We start from the raw sequence: 17,569 nt of genomic DNA, 5'->3' as shown, positions 1-17,569 counted from the left end.
AGAAGTGAAACCTCTTTGCGCTGATGGTAGTGTGGGGTTACCCATGTGAGAGTAAGTCATCGCCAGCTCATTCATTCTAAAATCCCCCTGACTCGTAGAGCAGGGGGATTTTTTTATGTGCGGAAGAAGTGAAAGCAAAAATAAAGTTCCCGCAAGCAGCTAAAAAATGAAAGAAGCGTGAATCCTAATTTTTATTTCAGCTGTCGTCGTGCATGTTTAAACGCAGTTCTTAACCCTTCTTCCAAAGTGGGATGATAAAAAGGTTTATCTAAGATTTCATCAATTGTTAAATCTTCTGCGATGATCCAAGATAATAAATGCGCCATATGTTCAGCAGACTCAACAAAAAGTTCACTTCCTAAAAATTTTCGTGTTGCTTTATCAATATAAACTTCAATAGCCCCTTTATTTTTACCCAAAACTATTGCTCGGCCTTGTTTTTCGTATGAAACGAGTCCAGTGATAAATTTAACCTTAGATTGAGTAAGCTGTCTGAAACTCTGTCCCACAATCGCCATTTCAGGTTGACTAAAAACAATCCCCAGTGGAGAGAGAGTTTTGATATTGTTAAGTTTAGGAAAGTTTAAACAATTATGAACTATGGTTCGCCCTTCGTGAGCAGCTTCATGCTGAATTGGCGAGTTGGTATGGGCATCGCCAATAATGAAGATTGGATAATCATCTAATTGTTTAGTTTTTTCATCTACAGGAAGTTTTTTTAGATCACTAAATTCAGAATTGATATTCTCTAGATTTAAACTACTTAAATAACTGTTACGTCCTGTCGCCATCAATAAATAATCTGCAGTGATACTGTTTAGAGTTCCATTTTCTGTGTAATTGATTTTAACTTTATTGCGAAATTTTCTAACTTGTTCTGGGAGTACTTCAAACTTGATATTTAATTCTTCACTTAAAATATTTTGAGCAATCTTTTGTAGTTCTGGACTAGTAAGAGAGCCAACTTTACGACTACGTGCAAAAACAGTCGTTTTAACCCCTAAACGTTGCATGGCTTGCGCGAGTTCAATGGCTATAACCCCACTGCCTATCACTGCTAATGATTTAGGCAGGGTTTCTAGTTCAAAGATTTGATCAGATGTGATGAGCTTATCACCAAGTTCCTCTTTCCAATCACTATTAATAGTGGGGGTAGATCCAACAGCGATAATAAAACTTTTAGCTTGGTAGTGTTGTTGATTAACTTGAACCGTTTTTGAATCGATGAAATGGGCTTTTCCAGAGATTTTATGGGTATTATCCCAGCTATTAACTTCTTTGAGTGTTGCATTGGTAAAATGATCACGTAGCTCTCTTACATGTCGCATTACTTGAGAAGTGCCTATTTTAGCTGAAACCCTTAATGCAACTTCTTGAGCATGTTGAATTTCATACATTCTGTTGGCGGTTGAGATGAGTACTTTACTTGGCATACATCCAACACGAGCACATGTGGTATCCCAAGGGCCATTATTAATAATAAGAATGTTTTGGGTGTGCTTTATTGCTTCTTTATATGCAGATATTCCTGCAGTACCCGCACCGATGATAATGATGTCGTACATTGTGAAATAACTCTCATTTTTATATTTTTAAGGCTAACACACTTAAACATTTATCATGCTTTTGTTTACATAAACTACTATCTATGATTACATATCGAGCAATATTAATTAATAACAAGCTCTAAAATTTTGAGGGTTCCGGGGATATTCATGAGTAAAAATATTAGTTTAAAATTATCTACAGTTGCTTTGGCTGTTTTACTTGCAAGTTGTGGTGGCGGTGGTAGTGAAGGTTATTTTAATAAGCAAGGTTCTAGTTCAGGTAATGCTTTGAACCCTAGCACGGGCGAAGAAGTAAAATCTGTTAATATTAGTACTATTCAATTGATTGATCAAAATGGTAACTTAACTCAGGCAATCGCAGCAGAAGGTGTGATCGCTAAAGTAAAAGTAACAGATCAGTCAGGTAAAGGAATTAGTGGTGCATTGGTTACATTTACAGTGACTGGTGGTGTTGTTTTAGGTAGTACCAATGGTGCTGTTTTAACCAATACCAACGGTGAAGCGAGTATCTCTGTTAAACCTGAAAATATAAATACCAATGGTGCTTATCAAATTTCTGCAATTGCAGATTTTGATGGTGCTAAAGCATCAACAAAAGCACTTAATTTCTCACTTCAAGCAACCAATATTATTTTAGTCGATATGACTGCAGCTAGTACTCAATTAGAGTCTGGCGGCTCAACAAATATCACGTTAAAAACGCAAGATGCAAATACAAAAGTTAATCAGAATAATGTCAATGTAGAATTCACTGCAACATGTGGTAAATTTGAACCAGCTACTGTTATATCGTCTAACCAAGGTGATATTACTACAGCCTATAGAGCTATAGATGCAGCTGGTAAATTGTGTGAAGGTAAGCAAACGATTACTGCTATTGGTTCCAATATCCCAGCGAAAATAATCGAGGTGGATATAGCTGCAATTGAAGCAAACTCTTTAGTTTATACCTCTGATGCAGTAAATTTGGGGATTAAAAGCAGTGGTTCTGCATCATCAGGTCAAATTGAATTTACACTTTATGCAAATGGTATTCCAGCTGCAAATAAAGATGTGAATATTGAGCTATTACGAGGCCCTAAGGACCTAAGTTTTTATGAGTTGGGTAATCGTACTGTACAAAAGATTGCAAGTGATCCAGATGGCAAAGTACGTGTAAACTTATATCCAGGAAATATACCAGGTCCAGTTGAGATTAAAGCTACTTTGGTAGCCAATAGTAATGTATCAGCTTTATCTAAAAATGTAGCAATTTCCACAGGACGTGTAACTCAGAATGGTTTAAGTTTATCGGTATCTAAGAACTCACTACAAAATGTAATTGATGGTGATAGTGCTACTGTTATAGCATTAATGGCAGATCGTAATGGTAATAAAGTTCCAGATGGAACTGTCATTAGCTTTGTTGCAGAAGGCGGAAGTATTACGCCTAATTGTTCCTCTAAAGATGGCCAGTGTTCAGTTACTTTGATTACTCAGAATCCTCGTCCTTTAGATAACCGTGTGACTGTATTAGCTTATGTAGAGGGCGATAAATCCTTCCTTGATAAAGATGGTGATAATATTTATACGATTGGGATAGATACATTAATTAGCAATATTGGTGATTTTTTCCGTGATGATAATGAAGATAATCTTTATAGTGCTAACTTAGGTGAATATTTGTATAAGCGTGGTGCAAGTGGAGCAACATGTGCGGCTTCCGGAATTAAACAGCCGAATATTGTAGCAACATGTGATAATAATTTAGATGGAGTGATCCGGCAGCAGCTTTTATTTGCATTTGCTGAAAATACACCAACTTTTACCAATGTGAATGCAAGTGGAAGTTTATTATCTTTTAATATGTATGGTAATAGTGCTCAAGGTGTACCAATGCCAACAGGTACAACAGTGAGTGTCACTCCTGAGGATAATACAAAAAATAACGATTTATCTTGTACCGCAGAGTTATCAGTAGGAAGTTCGCCTGTCGCAAATGTATTTAATCTTTTGACGCCAAGCACATTTAAAAATAGTAATCAAACTTATTATGGCTATCGTCTAAAAGAATGTGCGGTAGGAGATACGTTGAAAGTTTCTGTTTCTTCGCCAGATAGTAAAGTATCAACGATATATGTATCTTATCAATAGAAATTGTATTTATAGAAAAAACAGCGCTTCGGCGCTGTTTTTTTATTGGATTAAATATTTTAAATCGAAGCCCCCACACTTACCCCAACCGTAGGTCGAACATTCATCGAGCTACATCCAATAACGACACATGAAATAAGGAGTAGAAAAATTATTTTATTCATTGAGCAATCCCAGTTTTTTTGCTTCATCAAATAATAAAGAAGAGCGTGGTGTGCCACTTCGACATATCATTAAAATTGGTTTTGGAAGCTCATTATAATATTTTGAAAATTCAATCATGTCTATTTTAGAAACTTTACCGATTGATACTCTGTTGATAAATAAAACTAACATGAGCGTGTTCGTTAATATTGCGCAATTGATTGACGGAAACCAAATTGTCTTGTTCCTAATCCGAACGATTCACAATGACCGATCTAAAACCTTAACGTATCAAAGTTTCAAATTTGTTTGCCATCATTTGACCTGTAACACTTACAGAAGAATTTAAACTACTGATTTAATCCGTAGTTTCAGCAAATATCTGTGTATTGCAGGTCAAACTTAAACTAAATAAAGCACTATAAACAACGTGCTTAATCATCCAGTAAATCCATTTGTTTTGCGATTTGATATAAATTATTTGAGCGATTACCTGTACGACAAAACATCAATACTGGTTTCGGAAGTTCATTGAAGTGATTGGCAAATGTACGTACATCGACTTCAGTAATTTGACCCGCAACGACAGGCTGGAAAACGTAATCTAAACCCGCATTACGCGCAGCTTCTTCAATTTGTGCACTTGTAGGTTGTTCTGAACCACCTTCCATATCCGGACGGTTGTTGATAATCGATTTAAAACCTTTCTCGGCAACTTGTGCTACCTGTTCCGGGGTGATTTGACCTGCAAAGCCGACATTTTCACTCATTTCGTCACTCCATAATTCGTTAAATAGATTTATGCTTTATGATAGCATTAAGCTGAAACTGGAGCTTAATCTGTTGAAATTTTTATAAGCGATTACAACCATAAAATAACGCAATGGAGCGCGTATGCATTCCTATACAGTTGAACCACTTTATGTAAATAGTGGGAAAGAGGTCATTGCTGCAGATTTTTACCGTCCCAAAACTGAACATAAGCCTGCTGTCATTATTATGGCGCATGGTTTGGCAGCCTTACGTCAATTTAAACTGGTTCAGTATGCCAAGCGTTTTGCTCAAGCGGGCTATGCAGTGGTATTGTTTGATTATCGTTATTGGGGTGGGAGCACAGGCCGCCCACGTGAATTGGTATCGATTCAATCTCAATTAGAAGATTGGCGAACCATGATTGCGCATATTCTAGAGCGAAAATCAGTAGACACGCGACGGATCGTACTTTGGGGAACCTCTTTAAGTGGAGGGTATGTCTTAAATTTGGCTGCAGAATTAAAAAATATTCAAGCCATAATCGCACAAATTCCCTTTGTTGATGGGACAGAAAGTGCCAAGCTTTACCCTTTACAACAACTACCGAAAGCATTAAAAATATCAAGTCAGGACTATATGGGTGCAAAAGTGGGCATGTCCCCAAAAACCTTACCTGTCGTAGACCGAAAGGGTTTATGTTTTATGCCGACAGCCGATAGTTATGACGGATATTTATCCATTGTCAATCCAGATTATTTCTGGAGTGGAGAGATTCCAGCGCGGGTCTTTTTTAATTTAATTCGTTATCGTCCTATTCAGGATGTGCGTAAAATTAGTGTTCCAGTTTTATTTATTGCTTCCAAACAAGATAGCCTGATTCCCCTTGAGTCGAGTCGTGAAACAGCAACCAATATTGCACCTTATGTACAATACCATGAGTGGGATATGCAACATTTTGATATTTATCATGGTCAATGGTTTGAAAAAGCCATAACTACCCAATTAGAATTTTTACATCAACATATTGGAGTGAGCTAAATGATTATTGTATGTTCTGCGTGTGGCGCTAGAAACCGAGTACCTGAAGATAAACTAGAGGCAAATCCAAACTGTGGTCAGTGTCAACATGCGCTTATTCCTCTGGCTCCAATTGAATTGAATGAGCACAATTTTAGTAATTTTGTCACCCACAGTGATTTGCCTGTACTGATTGATTTATGGGCGGAATGGTGTGGTCCTTGCAAGATGATGGCTCCTCATTTTGAACAGGTGGCAAAACAAAATCCAAGAGTGATTTTTGCGAAAATTAATACTGAACAATCACCCCGACTCAGTGGTGCTTTTAATGTACGAAGTATTCCCACATTAGTTTTGATGAATAAAGCCAACGAAATTGCTAGAATAAGTGGTGCTTTACGATCTACAGAGCTGCAACAGTGGCTAGATCAACAATTGAATGCCAAAACTGGGAGCTAATGTGTCAGATACTTATGTAAAACCTGAAGGAACCCTTTCCCTTCAAACCATTGCGATGCCAGCAGATACCAACTGGAGTGGTGATGTCTTTGGTGGGTGGATTGTTTCACAAATGGATTTGGCAGGTGCAATTCACGCAGAGCGTTTCAGTAAAGGGCGCTGTGCAACCATTTCGATTAATCAGATGACTTTTCTTGTTCCGGTAAAAGTCGGTGATGTGATTAGTTGCTATACCAAGATTTTAAAAGTGGGTAATACCTCAATTCAAATGCAAATTGAAGTGTGGGACAGCCATGATGATTCACGTGAACCAATCCGTGTGACCGAAGGGGTATTTACTTTTGTTGCGGTAGACGTGAAAGGTGGAAAGCGTCAAATTCCCGATGATGTAAAACAAAAATATTTAGCATCGCAACCCGCGTAAGAATCATATAAAAAAGCCCAACAATGATTGGGCTTTTTTATATTTTGAATTTTTTAAAACAGCATCTGGTTTATTTTGAACTAAGCAATATTCTTTACATAAGTAAAAATTCGTCACTTGATTTAGCTTTAGGCAACGAAAATTAAAAATTAAATTATCTTTTTAATTGTGACTTGGATACCCAAGCCCAGAGCATTTCGCATTGAATTGGCTCTTCACCTGATTCATCTGTAACATGAACTGAAACTAAGGTTTCACCTTTTTCAGTACTTTGCATTAATTTTTGCTGATCATCGGTGAGTGCTGCAGTGGCAGTCATGGCACCTTTAGTTGGGCGTTTAAAATCGATTTTTAAACTTTTGATGAGCATAATACAGGAGTCAGGAACATTCATCCCGGTGACAAAACCAGTGGCTGTTTCAGCAATCAGTGCCATGGCACAGGCATGTACCTGACCAATATGGTTCTGCACTGCACGATGGTTTTCGATTTTCACCACCACTTTGGCGTGGCTTACTTCGAGATAGCGAATATTGGCACTACCCACCATCGGCACGACCCGACCAAACGCTTTGCTCCACAGGGTACTGCGAAGACCTTTCGGGAGTTTAGAGGTGGCTTTAACCAGTTTTGATAAGCGATTGGTCGGTATCATGAAGTTCCTCGACTTACTGCATTAGTAGATTAGTCTTTAAAGTTATTAAACTGCAAAGGCACACCAAATTGTTGTTCTTTTAAGAACGCCATAATTTGTTGCAAAGTATCGCGCTTCTTGTCAGTTACACGAATTTTGTCACCTTGAATAGAAGATTGCGCTTTAATGCCGCTTTCTTTAATGGCTTTATTAATTTTTTTTGCAGTATCAGAGTCAAGACCATCTTTAAGCTTAATCACTTGAATGACATTTTTACCTGAAGCGGTCATTTTTTGTGGATCAAGGGCTTGAATATCCACTTTACGTTTAAAGAAATGATTTTCCAGCATGCTATATACCTGTTCGCATTGGAAATCACTTTCAGTCGTAATCTTGATTTCTTTATTTTTTTCGCTCAATTCAATAGAAACGTCTTGGCCACGGAAGTCAAAACGGGTCGCAATTTCTTTTTGCGTGTTTTGAACAGCATGATTTACTTCAAAAATTTCTAATTCAGATACAATATCGAAAGAAGGCATGGTTTAGACCTTTACAAAGGGAAAGAATATCTGAGATGCTAGGGATGTTTTCTTCATTTGCCAAGTGTTGTTTACATCAAAGGAGTGCGCAATGATCCGTAAACAAGAAATTACAACATTTGAGTTCCCAGAAAATGCGGTTATCTGGGATGTTCGTGATACAAAAGCCTTTGCTGAAGGTCATGTAAAAGGTGCTGTAAATCAGCCCATCGATGACTTGAGTGCAGACAGCTTAACTCAAGTGGAGTCGGATCAGACCATTTACATTTTATGTGGTGGTGGTAGTAAAGCACCACGTGCTGCTGAAAAGTTAGATAGCTTCGATAGCTCACGTGAGTATGTTGTATTGATGGGTGGCACTCGTGCTGCACGCGATGCAGGATTCCCTTTAGAACAGGGCGCTTAAGAAAAAAGCACCGTAAGGTGCTTTTTTAATGGCTAAAAAATGAATTCCGCTCAATCCCTCTTGGTATAAAGGGGATTTTTTATTTTGCTGGTTTTTAGAGCGAGCTTGGGACTGGCTTTTGATAGTAAGGCTTTTTCGGTTTTACTTTTTTAATAAAACGTCGCGGATTAAGTTTATTCACCCAATATGAAGTCAGCGGGCAGGCTTCCCCTAAAACTTGAGCAGCCAAGACTTCACTACATAACGGTGCAAATAAAAAGCCTTTAGAGCCTAAAGCGGTAAAGGTGTAGATTTCCGCATCGGGTTGAATTTTCCCAAGCAAGGGGAAATAGTCCGGGCTTTGTGTCCGTACAGAAGCACGACCTTGCCAGGTTTCAACAGGTGGCAAAGATTGCGCATAATTTGGAAAGACACTGTGGATCAATGAATAGTTGTGCACATGATCTTCTAGCAGCACTTCATCATCATCCCGATGTGGATAAAAAGAAGCCCCTAAAATCAGATGCTGCTCATCCAACTGCATGCAATACCCCCCGTAGCTATAAGCCTGTTCAGGTTGCAACAGCTGATTTGCATTATTCACCCAACTGACTTGCCCGCGATTCGGTTTAAGTTTGGGGAATTGTTCCGCAAAGTTTTTGCTATTTAGTGCCGCGCAAACAATTACGTGATCGAACTCTCCTAAACATTGTTGCTTGCTGTCGATCACTTGAATGTTAGATTCAGTCTTTAATGCAACGATTTCCGCTTGCTGAAACTGAATAGCAGGATGTTCTAGAATTTGATCGCGTAATTGATGCGGTGAAACCGTACCCGCTTGTAATAATTTTAAGCTCGGAAATCCGGTTTCAAGATCACTTTGATTTACTTTTTCCGCAAATACCCCGTGTGGATATTGTCCTGCGAGTTCAAGTAAATCATCGTCCTCTTTAAGCGCCAATTGGTTCACCTGAACCGGACGAAAAGCTTTAAATTTTTGATAATGTGGAATGGCATATTGCCATGCCAACGTGACCAGATGCTCAGCACTTTGCTCAATACGCCCTAATCTGGGATTGAGTAATGCCAGTGGATTGCCAGAAGCTCCCGCAAGAGGCGCTGATTGGTCGTAAATCATGACTTGATGACCACGCCCGGCAAAGGCATAAGCACAACTTAAGCCAGCTATTCCTGCACCTATAATCGCAATTTTACGTTGTTTAAATGCAGAAGCTGAATTGATTAATTCGGATTGTTCTATTTCTGCAGTTTTTGATTTAAGAACCTGTTGATCTTTAGTTTCAGGAGGGTTCAAGATTGCTGTGAGCATCTGACGTTTATGCTTAAAACCGGGTGGAAGAGAAATGGTAATTCCATGCTCACTTAAACCACGTTTTAAAATACCCGCAACACTAAAAGAGGCAAAGGTCGTTCCATAGTCAGACAGTCGGACAATATGGCTTAAAACATGGTCTTGCCAGAGATCGGGATTGCAAGCAGGTGAGAAGCCATCTAAAAACCATGCATCTACGGCTTTGGTTTTGGCAATGACCGGCAAGACCTCATTGGCATCACCGAGCCATAAATCGATGGAAAAACGATCTTCAGGGAAGTTCAGTCGGTGACAACCGGCAATTGGTAGTGGATATTGCTCAATCAGCTGTTGGGCTAAAGGTTGCAGTTCTGGCCAGACCTTGAGTGCGCGAATAAAATCAGCTTTGCTGAGTGGAAATTTTTCCACGCTGATCAAGTGTAGATGACTTCGGTTATTCGGGCGCAGTTGTTGCCACATTTGCCATAACGCTAAAGCATTTAAAGCTGTACCAAAACCGGTTTCGCCGACACAAAAATATTCAAAATCTTGCAGCTTTGACAAACGTGTTGCGAGGTCATTACCATTCAAAAAGACATGTCGGGTTTCGAGTAAACCATTGTCTCTAGAAAAATAGATGTCTCCAAATTGTTTGGAGACTGGAATATCAATCCCATCCACACATTGCCAATCCAGATCAGCAGTTTGAATTGCACTAGACAAAACCTAAGCAACCTTTAAAACAAAAATAGATACAGATGTTTTACCACTGACGACGACGTTTGGTATAGACATAACTTGCAACCAAGAACCCAAGCAAGACACCGACTGCAATGGTTGCAGCGCCGTATAAAAACATTTGTGCACTACGTTCACTTTGTAAAACCTGTACTTGAACGCCTAGGCTGTCATTTTTCAATTGCAGCTCTTGGTTTTGTGATAACGCATCCAGATTGGCTTTTTCCAATTGCTGTAAACGGGTGGCTTGATCTTTCACTAAAGCTTTAACTTTGGCATCTTGCAAGGCTTTATTTTTCGCAATTTGTTCTGCTGTTAAAGGTTTTGCATCTTGTGGTAGACCATTGGCATCAACGTTACCAGCAGCAGGAACAGTGCCGGGTTTATTTGCAGGCAAAGTCTGTGGCTTTTGGGGTTGTGGCGGTGGTGTTGCAGTCGTTGCTTGAGCAGCAGTCGCTACAGTAGGAGCGGGAGCAACAGGAGCGGTTTCTACCGCCCATGCAGTTGAACAGATAAGAGATAAACCCAATAAGCTTGAAACAACAACGCGCATGATTTTATCCTTGAGGGAAAGCTTTATTAAAAGGTTTCACATCAATATGACCGTATACGCCTTCTTTTAAGAAAGGCTCTTCTTGTAACCATGCGTCAAGCGCTTCACGCGATTCAAAGTCAACAATAATGGTACTGCCATAGAAACCCGCTTGTGGATTGCCAGGATCTTTAGGCATGGCACCAGCAACAATTAAGCGACCTTGATCATTTAATTTTTGTAGACGTTCAAGATGTTGTGGGCGTGTAGCAAGACGTTTTTCTACTGTACCTTCGTTATCTGTACAGCTTACGACGAATAAAGGCATATTCTTTCTCGATCTGTTGACCTAAATTATTCTTCAGGCGACTTAAAATATTTGCGCAAGACAATAAACTGAATAATGATAAAGGAAAACATCACAATCATGTCACCAAATGCAGTGAATTCACCCCAATATTTTCCACCTAAAAATAAAAAAGCGAAGAAAATATGCAGGCAAGACATGAATATGAACATTGCAGCCCATGCGAAGTTTAAATTTTTCCAGCCTTTTGCCGTTAAATTGAAAATTGGACCAAATAAACGCTGAATCAGCGGTTTCTTATCTTTCATAAAATAAGGTGAAAGTAAGAATGCACCTGCGAAGATAAGATTTAAAAGAACCGCTTTCAAACGAATATAAAAATCATCGCTGAGCATTAAGGTGACGCCACCAAAAATCACCGTCATAAACAACACAATCCATTGTTGTTTGTCTAAACGGAATTTTTGTATAACAAACAAAGCCCCATATACCACAAGCATGGAAATAATCAGGCCTGAGGTTGCAACCAAAATATTATTGTTATCTATACCGCCTGCAGAACCAATCAATTGAAGCAGAGGATGCTCAGTATTTTTGGGATCAACGGTTTTATATAAATAAAAGAAAATAATGAGTGGCACAAAGTCTAAAAGTGCTTTCATGTTAGAGTATCTAAATCTGATCAAATAAATGACGTAGTATAAGTGATGCAAGGCGTAGATTTACATACACACAGTAATATTTCTGATGGATCTTTATCTCCGGAACAACTTGTGCATGCAGCCATTGAAAAAGGTATTCATACCCTTGCGCTGACTGATCACGATACTATGGATGGCTTAAAAATAGCTGAAAAAGCTGCCTTGGATTTCCCATTGAAGATTATTTCAGGTGTAGAAATTTCCAGTCAATGGTCACGTCCCACCACTAAAAAAAGTTATGGGGTGCATATCGTTGCCTTAAATATGCAAAATCCAGAGCCCTTGCAGATTTTACTGGAACAACAAAAACAAATTCGCGCCATTCGTGCCAAACAGATTTGTGATTTGCTGATTCCGCTGATTGGTCAGGATATTTATGCAGAGGTGATTGCTAAAGTGGATGGCATTGCAGACCGTATTACCCGCACCCATATTGCCAAAACTTTAGTCGAAAAAAAGATTGTGAACCGCCCGCAACAGGCTTTTGATAAATATATAAAAGAAGGTAAAAAAGCCTATGTGAAATTTGATGGGCTAGGTTTAGAAGAAACCATTCAGGTGATTCATGCAAGCCAAGGCTATGCTGTGTTGGCACATCCGACCAAATATGATTTGTCCGCCACCAATATTCGTTATTTGATTGAGATCTTTGCCAAATTCGGTGGAGATGCTGTTGAACTTCCTCCCGCGATTGAACCTGCGTCGACACGGCAGATGGTGGACCGGATGATTGAGGAATTTGATTTAAAAGTTTCTGTGGGCAGTGATTTTCATGGCGATCATATGCCATGGATTCGATTGGGGAATATTCCGCGCCTTAAAGAAGGGCAAGTCGGGATTTGGGAGAGTTTTGTTTAGTAATTCCCTCATCCCAATCTTCTCCCTGAGCCATATATATGGCGCAAGAGAAGGAGTTCCCTCTCCTTATAGGAGATGAGAAGCACAGCTTCGTAAAGGAGAGGTAATAAATTAAAGCAAATTATGATCCTGTGCCTGAATCGGCGGCGGTGTCGGTTTACCTAAAGTTCCCAACAGTTCAATTTCAATGGTGCGCACCATTGAATCTAAAGGCAAGTCATTACTTTGTGTACCAAAAGGTTCTTCAATTTCCGAACTTAAGGCATCTAAGCCTAAAAAAGTATACGCTAAAATACCGACCATTAAGGGCGTAGCCAAACCTAGGGTCGAACCCAAGCTAAACGGCAACATAAAACAGAAGAAATATACGGTGCGATTCAGCAAAACCGAATAAGCAAAGGGCAAAGGCGTGGTCGCAATACGGTCGCAACCGGTTTGAACCAGACTCAGTTCAGCGACATGCTGATTCATCTGCATATAAATAATATCGGAAATTTCACCATCTTTAAGGGCTTGCATCAATTCCCATTGAATTAAGCTTAAAGTGTATTGTGGTGCATTGGCCTGCTGATAAAGCTGGGTTAAAGCCTGCTGGCTCATGCCACTGGTTTCAACCAATGTCATTTGATTTGCAGTTTGATGACGTAAACGATCACGCAAAACATTGGCAAACACAATCACGTGCTGAATCACACGTTCACGGCGGCCTTGGCTGAGCATACGACAGTCGCGGTCAAAGTGCCGGGCATTAGCAATCAGCATGCCCCAAAGTTTACGTGCTTCCCACCAGCGATCATAACAGGCCGTATTTTTAAAACCCAGAAAAATGGACAGCACTACACCAATGAGGGTAAAGCCCACTAAAGGAAGTTCCGGGAAATGAAAATAACCAATATAAGATAATCCACCAATCACGGCGGAAATGAGCATGACCACACCTAAAGGAGGCAAAACCTTGGGCAGAATGGTTCCGCGCCAGGAAAATAGCAGCTTGAATACACTAGGTTGATCACGAACAATCATGTTATTAGTATCGTCAACATTTTTATGAATCTTCAATGTTGGCAGGGCTTTTGTCAATATTTGTTACATTTTTATTGGGGCTGAATAAGCCCATGTTCAGCAAAAGAATAACTCCCTTCCGGGGAAATAATACAATGGTCAATCAGGCAGATTTCTAATAAATCACAGGCCGTTGAAATATGTTGGGTTAATTCGATATCGGTTTGCGAAGGAAGGGCTAGACCAAAGGGATGATTATGCGCAATTACGATGCTACTCGCATGTTGATTAATTGCATGGCGCAGCAATTGATTAATCGAAATTTCACACGAATTGAGTGAGCCGTAGAACATTTTTTTAAAGCTTATTTTTCTTAAATGGACATCTAGGCAAAGCACGGCAAAAACTTCTTGAGTTTCACCCAGTAATTCAAACTTTAAAAAATCTAAAAGTGTTTTTGAGTTACTTAATTCAATTTTTTCCTGTTTTAAATGTTGCGAGATATAACGCCGTCCCAATTCTTTTACTGCCATCAGCTGTGCATATTTGGTTTCGCCAATGCCATGAAACTGGCTTAAATCCTGAAGGGTGGTATCAAAAATAGGATTGAGTCCGCCGAAATGCTGTAACAGTATTCGTGACAGTTCAACAGCGGAATGTTGTCTGGAACCGGAACGTAAAAAGATCGCAAGCAGTTCTGCATCTGACAAACTGCTTGCACCTTGTTGAATCAGTCTTTCGCGTGGACGTTCTTGTTCTGGCCAATTTTTAATCGATGAATTCATTGTTTTTAGACTTTTTTATTATTAGTGAGAGTAATTAGACCTAAGTGCTGACTTGGGCATGACTTTATTTAATGATATTGTGAGCGCCACTGCAACACAAAGGTAGCCTGTTTGTGAGCTTCGATTTGAGTGTGATTCCAAATAAAAACATTGTTTTAGCTGTAACTGGCGGTATCGCGGCCTATAAAAGTGCCATTTTAGTTCGTCGCTTAAAAGATGCGGGCTTTAATGTCCGTGTGGTGATGACGCAAGGTGCACAAGCATTTATTACACCGCTAACCTTTCAGGCCTTGTCGGGAAATCCGGTACATACTGAATTACTCAATCCTGAAGCCGAAGCGGGCATGGGGCATATTGAACTGGCACGCTGGGCAGATTTATTGCTGGTTGCGCCGGCAAGTTGCGATACTTTAGCGAAATTTGCTGCCGGTTTGGCCGATGACCTATTAAGTACTTTATATTTGGCAACCAAGTCACCGGTTTGGGTGGCTCCGGCGATGAATCAGCAAATGTGGGCTGCCAAAGCTACGCAGCGTAATTTAAATACCCTGGTTGAAGATGGTGTACATGTGATTATGCCGGATGCCGGTTCACAAGCCTGTGGCGATGTCGGTTTGGGACGTATGCCTGAGCCAGAAGATTTAACACGACAAGTGACTCAGTATTTCCACAAAGCACAACGTGCCATTGCCGAAAAATTTGGCATGCTGGCCGGTAAGCATGTGGTGGTTACTGCCGGACCTACTCGTGAAGCGATTGATCCAGTCCGTTATATTTCCAACCATAGTACCGGGAAGATGGGCTTTTCCTTGGCTGCTGCTTGTTATGCAGCAGGTGCGAAAGTGACATTGATTGCCGGACCTGTCAGTTTGGATACACCGAATGGTGTACGCCGTATTAATGTTTCCTCTGCTGTACAAATGTTGGATATCAGCATGCAAATGCTGGATGAAGGTTGCGATATTTTTATTGCGACAGCAGCGGTCGCAGATTACCGAGTGGCTGAAGTTGCCGAGCACAAAATTAAAAAATCCGGTGATGAGCTGAACGTTTCTTTAATTAAAAATCCGGATATTGTCGCGACCATTGCCCAACAACAAAAACGCCCATTTATGGTGGGATTTGCTGCTGAAACCCGCAATGTCGAAGAATATGCAGCCGGTAAATTGGTGGCGAAAAAACTGGATATGATTGCCTGTAATGATGTATCACGGCCTGATATTGGTTTTGCCTCTGATGAAAATGCCATGATTGTGTTCTTTGCCGAACAGTATCAAATGCAAAAGCGTGATCTGGAAAAAGCTTCAAAACAGGAAATTGCACAGCAGCTGGTGGAAGCAATTCATGATGCCTTGCACAATGAAATAGAACCGGTTTAAAGAAGCTGAAGTTATTGATTAAAATGCAACGAATCCGTTGCATTTTTTATGGAATTTACACTAGGTTTAATGTTTAAAATGTAAATATTCAGAACAATTAAATCGCATCAACAATAATAACCACAGTTTTTAAATGCAACTTTCAAAGGACATCTACATGATCAAAAAAACTTTAGCCACAGTGATGCTTTCTGTCACTTTGTCGTTCAGTAGCCTGAGTTTTGCCGGCAAGCTTGAACAGAATATGGATACGCTTGCTGAAAATTTTAAAGTGTTTAACAAGGCAGATAATCAGACTGATGCCCTAAAAGCGCTGGATCATATGAAAGCTGCAGCTTTAGATGCAAAACAAGTGAAATTAAAAAACCATGATGCAAATGCACTGAGCTCAGATGCTTTATATGACCAATTGCTGGCAGAGATTGATAAAACCAGAATATTGGTTCAGGCGGGTCAATTAGATCAAGCTAAAGTGGAAGGCAAAAAAATTGCTGCGGTTAAAGATCAGGGGCATGCAGTTTATAATCATCACTGATTTTATGCATATTCATTATTCAGAGAAATGAGTGCTGAAAACGTAGCTTAAGCTGAAAGTTTTCCTGTTTTTTTAGTGGCTGTCATAGATGCTGTGCAAAGCTTTCTTCATGTAGCAATATATAACGACAGCAGAAAAATCAAGATTCAAAAAAATGCCAGCCCATTTATGAATGGTCTGGCATTGCTGATCATTAGAAAGCTTACAATTAATTTGCAGCCAGATCACTCTGATTTTCTTTCAAATAATCCTCAGTGCGTTGCATCGCTTCCTGAATATTGATTAACGCCGTTTCCACATCTTTTAAAGTTTTGGCATTGCCGCCACTTAAAGCCTGACGCCATTTACGCGCACCCGGCAGGTTTTGGAACAAACCTAAAATATGACGGGTAATAATCGAAAGCGGAGCACCTTCTTCCATACGTTTAGCAATATACGGCATCATTTGCGCCATAATATCAAAACGATCTGGAGCTTCCAGACTCCATAATTGCCCAAGTTCAGCCAATAAATATGGATTATGATAAGCCTCACGCCCAATCATCACACCATCGACATGTTTTAAATGCGCTTGGGTTTCAGCCAGAGTTTTAACGCCACCGTTAATTTCAATCAGCAGGTTGGGACGTTCCTGTTTTAAACGGTAAACATCTTCATAACGTAAAGGCGGAACATCGCGGTTTTCTTTAGGCGATAAGCCTTGAAGCAGGGCAATACGTGCATGCACAATAAAGTTGTCACAACCGGTTTTGGCAACAGTGTCGACAAAATGCAGCATTTCTTCATACGACTGCATGTCATCAATACCGATTCGGTGTTTCACCGTGACAGGAATGTCTACCGCATTACGCATTTCAGCAATACATTCCGCAACCAGATCAGGTTCTGCCATCAAACATGCGCCAATTTTATTGTTTTGTACGCGGTCGCTTGGGCAGCCAACATTCAGGTTAACTTCATCGTAACCCCAGTCTTGAGCCATCTTGGTACAGGTCGCTAAATCCTTTGGATTTGAACCGCCAAGCTGTAACACGATTGGGTGTTCTTCATTGTTATAGTCCAAATGACGTTCCGCACCACCAAACAGAATGGCACCAGTCGTCACCATTTCGGTGTACATAATGATATTTGGGTTAAACAGGCGGGCAAAAAAACGATAGTCACGCGTGGTCCAATCCATCATCGGCGCGACCGAAATACGAGGCTGTAAAGATTGGAGAGCAGTCATGGCGTAAACCTGAAATGATGAAAAACCGAAGCGCGGATTATACGGGGTTTGATAAAAAATCGACAGTAGCTTGCTGCGATGATTGCCTTTACATGGTGATGATTGTCTTTACATAAAGCCTGAAAATCAACTATGC

20 protein-coding genes are annotated in these 17,569 nt (G+C 40.0%); 8 read left to right on the top strand and 12 right to left on the bottom strand.

Annotation, left to right across the window (positions count from 1 at the left end; translation table 11 throughout):
- Positions 1-191: 191 nt before the first annotated feature.
- On the bottom strand, positions 192-1,565 hold the full coding sequence (locus HLH18_RS04645) for a dihydrolipoyl dehydrogenase (protein ID WP_171545940.1): 1,374 nt from the start codon (positions 1,563-1,565) through the stop codon (positions 192-194).
- Between the two features lie 150 nt (positions 1,566-1,715).
- Between HLH18_RS04645 and HLH18_RS04640 the strand changes: the two genes are divergently transcribed.
- Positions 1,716-3,701, top strand: coding sequence for an Ig-like domain-containing protein (locus HLH18_RS04640; RefSeq protein ID WP_171545939.1), 1,986 nt, complete (start codon positions 1,716-1,718; stop codon positions 3,699-3,701).
- 156 nt (positions 3,702-3,857) lie between these two features.
- On the opposite strand, the gene HLH18_RS16245 is transcribed toward HLH18_RS04640, so the two are convergent.
- Positions 3,858-4,037 carry a hypothetical protein gene (locus tag HLH18_RS16245; protein ID WP_350642398.1) on the bottom strand — a complete coding sequence of 60 codons (180 nt, stop codon included), beginning with the start codon at positions 4,035-4,037 and terminating at the stop codon, positions 3,858-3,860.
- A 242-nt stretch (positions 4,038-4,279) separates the two neighbouring features.
- A complete protein-coding gene (locus HLH18_RS04630) occupies positions 4,280-4,615 on the bottom strand; it encodes a protein tyrosine phosphatase family protein (protein WP_171545938.1) in 336 nt (111 codons plus the stop codon).
- Between the two features lie 124 nt (positions 4,616-4,739).
- Here HLH18_RS04630 and HLH18_RS04625 point away from each other — a divergent pair, with 124 nt between their 5' ends.
- The 3 genes from HLH18_RS04625 to HLH18_RS04615 are packed head-to-tail and all read left to right on the top strand — an operon-like array spanning position 4,740 to position 6,498.
- Entirely contained in the window at positions 4,740-5,636 is an 897-nt protein-coding gene (locus HLH18_RS04625; RefSeq protein ID WP_171545937.1) for an alpha/beta hydrolase, read from the top strand.
- Positions 5,637-6,074 (top strand): thioredoxin TrxC, encoded by a 438-nt coding sequence (trxC, locus tag HLH18_RS04620; protein WP_171545936.1) that lies wholly within the window; start codon positions 5,637-5,639, stop codon positions 6,072-6,074. It begins immediately after the preceding gene.
- A gap of 1 nt (position 6,075) precedes the next feature.
- Positions 6,076-6,498, top strand: coding sequence for an acyl-CoA thioesterase (locus HLH18_RS04615; RefSeq protein ID WP_067723055.1), 423 nt, complete (start codon positions 6,076-6,078; stop codon positions 6,496-6,498).
- Positions 6,499-6,652: 154 nt separating this feature from the next.
- Here HLH18_RS04615 and HLH18_RS04610 read toward each other — a convergent pair whose 3' ends face one another.
- Together HLH18_RS04610 and HLH18_RS04605 are read right to left on the bottom strand one after the other, a co-directional pair.
- Positions 6,653-7,153 (bottom strand): DUF4442 domain-containing protein, encoded by a 501-nt coding sequence (locus HLH18_RS04610; protein WP_171545935.1) that lies wholly within the window; start codon positions 7,151-7,153, stop codon positions 6,653-6,655.
- A gap of 29 nt (positions 7,154-7,182) precedes the next feature.
- A complete protein-coding gene (locus HLH18_RS04605) occupies positions 7,183-7,671 on the bottom strand; it encodes a YajQ family cyclic di-GMP-binding protein (protein WP_067723050.1) in 489 nt (162 codons plus the stop codon).
- Positions 7,672-7,762: 91 nt separating this feature from the next.
- Here HLH18_RS04605 and HLH18_RS04600 point away from each other — a divergent pair, with 91 nt between their 5' ends.
- Complete coding sequence (locus HLH18_RS04600; protein WP_131288707.1) at positions 7,763-8,077, top strand: rhodanese-like domain-containing protein; 315 nt, start codon at positions 7,763-7,765, stop codon at positions 8,075-8,077.
- A 94-nt stretch (positions 8,078-8,171) separates the two neighbouring features.
- Here HLH18_RS04600 and mnmC read toward each other — a convergent pair whose 3' ends face one another.
- The 4 genes from mnmC to HLH18_RS04580 are packed head-to-tail and all read right to left on the bottom strand — an operon-like array spanning position 8,172 to position 11,607.
- On the bottom strand, positions 8,172-10,091 hold the full coding sequence (mnmC, locus tag HLH18_RS04595; RefSeq protein ID WP_171545934.1) for a bifunctional tRNA (5-methylaminomethyl-2-thiouridine)(34)-methyltransferase MnmC2/FAD-dependent 5-carboxymethylaminomethyl-2-thiouridine(34) oxidoreductase MnmC1: 1,920 nt from the start codon (positions 10,089-10,091) through the stop codon (positions 8,172-8,174).
- 40 nt (positions 10,092-10,131) lie between these two features.
- Positions 10,132-10,659, bottom strand: coding sequence for an SH3 domain-containing protein (locus HLH18_RS04590; RefSeq protein ID WP_171545933.1), 528 nt, complete (start codon positions 10,657-10,659; stop codon positions 10,132-10,134).
- A 4-nt stretch (positions 10,660-10,663) separates the two neighbouring features.
- Positions 10,664-10,966 (bottom strand): YciI family protein, encoded by a 303-nt coding sequence (locus HLH18_RS04585; RefSeq protein WP_171540761.1) that lies wholly within the window; start codon positions 10,964-10,966, stop codon positions 10,664-10,666.
- A 26-nt stretch (positions 10,967-10,992) separates the two neighbouring features.
- Complete coding sequence (locus HLH18_RS04580) at positions 10,993-11,607, bottom strand: inner membrane-spanning protein YciB (RefSeq protein WP_171545932.1); 615 nt, start codon at positions 11,605-11,607, stop codon at positions 10,993-10,995.
- 45 nt (positions 11,608-11,652) lie between these two features.
- Between HLH18_RS04580 and HLH18_RS04575 the strand changes: the two genes are divergently transcribed.
- Positions 11,653-12,504, top strand: a complete 852-nt coding sequence (locus HLH18_RS04575; protein ID WP_171545931.1) for a PHP domain-containing protein — start codon at positions 11,653-11,655, stop codon at positions 12,502-12,504.
- Between the two features lie 111 nt (positions 12,505-12,615).
- Here HLH18_RS04575 and HLH18_RS04570 read toward each other — a convergent pair whose 3' ends face one another.
- Complete coding sequence (locus tag HLH18_RS04570; RefSeq protein ID WP_131288697.1) at positions 12,616-13,527, bottom strand: bestrophin family protein; 912 nt, start codon at positions 13,525-13,527, stop codon at positions 12,616-12,618.
- 71 nt (positions 13,528-13,598) lie between these two features.
- Positions 13,599-14,291: a RadC family protein gene (gene radC, locus HLH18_RS04565; protein WP_171545930.1), complete on the bottom strand. Its 693-nt coding sequence runs from the start codon at positions 14,289-14,291 to the stop codon at positions 13,599-13,601.
- A gap of 113 nt (positions 14,292-14,404) precedes the next feature.
- Here radC and coaBC point away from each other — a divergent pair, with 113 nt between their 5' ends.
- Together coaBC and HLH18_RS04555 are read left to right on the top strand one after the other, a co-directional pair.
- Positions 14,405-15,670: a bifunctional phosphopantothenoylcysteine decarboxylase/phosphopantothenate--cysteine ligase CoaBC gene (gene coaBC, locus HLH18_RS04560; RefSeq protein WP_171545929.1), complete on the top strand. Its 1,266-nt coding sequence runs from the start codon at positions 14,405-14,407 to the stop codon at positions 15,668-15,670.
- Between the two features lie 157 nt (positions 15,671-15,827).
- Positions 15,828-16,205 (top strand): cytochrome b562, encoded by a 378-nt coding sequence (locus tag HLH18_RS04555; protein ID WP_171545928.1) that lies wholly within the window; start codon positions 15,828-15,830, stop codon positions 16,203-16,205.
- A 208-nt stretch (positions 16,206-16,413) separates the two neighbouring features.
- Here the strand turns inward: HLH18_RS04555 and dusA are convergent, their stop codons facing one another.
- Entirely contained in the window at positions 16,414-17,433 is a 1,020-nt protein-coding gene (gene dusA, locus HLH18_RS04550; RefSeq protein ID WP_171545927.1) for a tRNA dihydrouridine(20/20a) synthase DusA, read from the bottom strand.
- Between the last annotated feature and the right edge of the window lie 136 nt (positions 17,434-17,569).

It is taken from the genome of Acinetobacter sp. ANC 5414, assembly GCF_013004295.1.
Taxonomy (GTDB): domain Bacteria; phylum Pseudomonadota; class Gammaproteobacteria; order Pseudomonadales; family Moraxellaceae; genus Acinetobacter.
Note: the sequence above shows the minus strand (reverse complement) of the source record. Positions and strands in the feature narration are given on the sequence as shown.